The organism is Planktothrix sp. FACHB-1355 (assembly GCF_014748295.1).
Classification (GTDB): Bacteria; Cyanobacteriota; Cyanobacteriia; order Cyanobacteriales; family Aerosakkonemataceae; genus Aerosakkonema; species Aerosakkonema funiforme_A.
The window spans coordinates 1-2,074 of the sequence record NZ_JACJUP010001207.1 but is presented as its reverse complement, the minus strand read 5'-3'; the positions used below and the strand labels follow the sequence as shown (position 1 = coordinate 2,074).

3 protein-coding genes are annotated in these 2,074 nt (G+C 47.4%); 2 read left to right on the top strand and 1 reads right to left on the bottom strand.

Annotated elements, in window-relative coordinates; all coding sequences use genetic code 11:
- The first annotated feature begins 62 nt into the window (after positions 1-62).
- Positions 63-782: an HAD family hydrolase gene (locus tag H6S82_RS30820; protein WP_199315316.1), complete on the top strand. Its 720-nt coding sequence runs from the start codon at positions 63-65 to the stop codon at positions 780-782.
- Entirely contained in the window at positions 712-1,335 is a 624-nt protein-coding gene (locus H6S82_RS30815) for a hypothetical protein (protein WP_190465392.1), read from the top strand. The genes H6S82_RS30820 and H6S82_RS30815 overlap by 71 nt, the downstream gene beginning before the upstream one ends.
- Before the next feature lie 10 nt (positions 1,336-1,345).
- Here the strand turns inward: H6S82_RS30815 and H6S82_RS30810 are convergent, their stop codons facing one another.
- A complete protein-coding gene (locus H6S82_RS30810; RefSeq protein ID WP_190465390.1) occupies positions 1,346-1,822 on the bottom strand; it encodes a CRR6 family NdhI maturation factor in 477 nt (158 codons plus the stop codon).
- Between the last annotated feature and the right edge of the window lie 252 nt (positions 1,823-2,074).

Below are 2,074 nucleotides of genomic sequence, written 5' to 3'. Positions count from 1 at the left end.
TTTAGATTGAGATTAGCGATCGCCCGATCGTCTAAAGTCCAAAACCAAACACCGAGAAAATCTTGAATCCCAAATCCCAAATCCCAAATCTAAAATCTGCTAAACCAGCCGTATTTCTAGATCGAGATGGCGTCCTCAATATCGAGGCAGGTTACATTCACAACGTAGAAGACCTGCATCTCATACCGGGTGTGGCTGAAGCCGTGCGTCGCTTAAACGATCGACAAATATTTTGCTGTCTGGTTTCTAACCAGTCTGGCCCAGCACGGGGCTATTACCCGATCGACCATGTAGAAGCATTGCACCGCCGCCTTTGCCAGCTGTTAGCAACTGAAGCTGGGGCAAAATTAGATGCCCTCTATTACTGCCCCTATCTCAGTCCGCCTGAAGGCGGAACGAATCGAGAATTTACCCGGTGGAGTAGCTGGCGCAAACCGAATACCGGTATGCTGGTGGCAGCTGCTTGGGAACATGACCTAGATTTAAGCCAGAGTTTCGTCGTCGGCGACAAAGCAACCGACGTGGATATGGCTCACAATGCTGGCTGCTGCGGGATTTTGGTGCAAACGGGATTTGGGGAAAGCGTCTTGGGGGGCAAGTACCAGCACCACACCAAACCGGATTATGTGGCGACAGACTTGGCAAGGGCGGTTGATTGGATTTTGCAACAGATGGGTAAGTTAGAAGTAGAGCGATCGTCAAAGCTAGAAGATGAACATCACGCTAAACAACCCCAAAGCCAAAATCGGGCCTCAAGGTACTTGGACTATTACAGCGGCTAGAAGCACCGATGAAAGACCTTATTCCGGTACAGTGCAAATCCATCCTATGGGTAAGATTTACACCCTATCCTGGTTGACTACGTTGGGTGATTACTCAGGGTTGGCGTTTTTTGAGTCCGGTCATCTTTTTGCGGCTTCTAGCTTGGATAACACCTACGGCGTTTCGCTTTATAAAATTAATGGCGACGGTACTCTAGATTGCAGGTGGATTACCCCTGCCAACAACGGTGCGATCGACACCGAAAAAGCTGTCGGCGGCACACCCAACCAATTGGAAGGTTCTTACCAAGTCAGGGGAAGTATTGCCAAACTTGGCAATTATGAAGGCACCCTGAATATTACTAAGTCGAGCGATACTTATCAAATTTTGTGGTCAATGGGAGTTGAATATCAGGGTGTTGGCTTGCGTGTGGGTGATTGGTTGGTTGTTGGCTGGGGAGAGGGCAATGTGTACTGTCTTGATTACGAAATTCAGGGTGATTTAGCCCAAGGTCGCTGGGCCTATCTGGGTAAATCAACTTTGGGTGTGGAAACTCTACAAAGAATTTGTTGAGTTTTTTGTGCTAATTCAACAAGTCGAACAAGCCATCATCCAGTTCGTAGCCGAACATCTGAGCCATTGACTTTAAGCGCGATCGACTTTCCACTCCACGATTTTTCATCCAATCCGTTAAGACAAATAACTTTGCCATCACGAAGATTTCTAAGGCTTCTGGATTGTACTGGATGCCATCTTTGCGGCTGAACTGGTGCGGCACCAGCATCGCTGCGTAGCGGGCTAGTTCGCCTGCTTTCCAATCCAATAAAAACGGCAACCAGGGATAGCGAGCGTCCAGTCTGACAAACCACAGCCGCACTTCCGGAATTTCTGAGAGCTCTCGCGGATCTGTTTCTTCGCGGGTGTAGTCAATCTCAAAGTGCAACTGCTGTTCGCTAGATGCGATCGCCCCTTCTTGCAGTAATTTTTCAATAACCCTTTCGGCAGGGGAGAGATCCAAGTTGTTGAGATAGTCCGAGTTGACAGCGATCGCAATAGTCATTGAACAATCTTTTTATTTAAGCTAAAGTGGTAATGAGTTTATTTTAATGGAGAAAAGCTTGCAAACACCAAATTTGCCAAGCCTGCAAACTTCTCCGGGGCGGTAGCTGGGAATATGTTACTGTGACGTTTGGCGATCGCGCTAAATGCCAGCAGATGCAGTAAACCTAGTTCCTACCTATCCCGAATGCCCTAACCCGGAAGATAGTACCGAAGTTAAAATCTAAACATATTAGAAACTTAGCAATAGAAA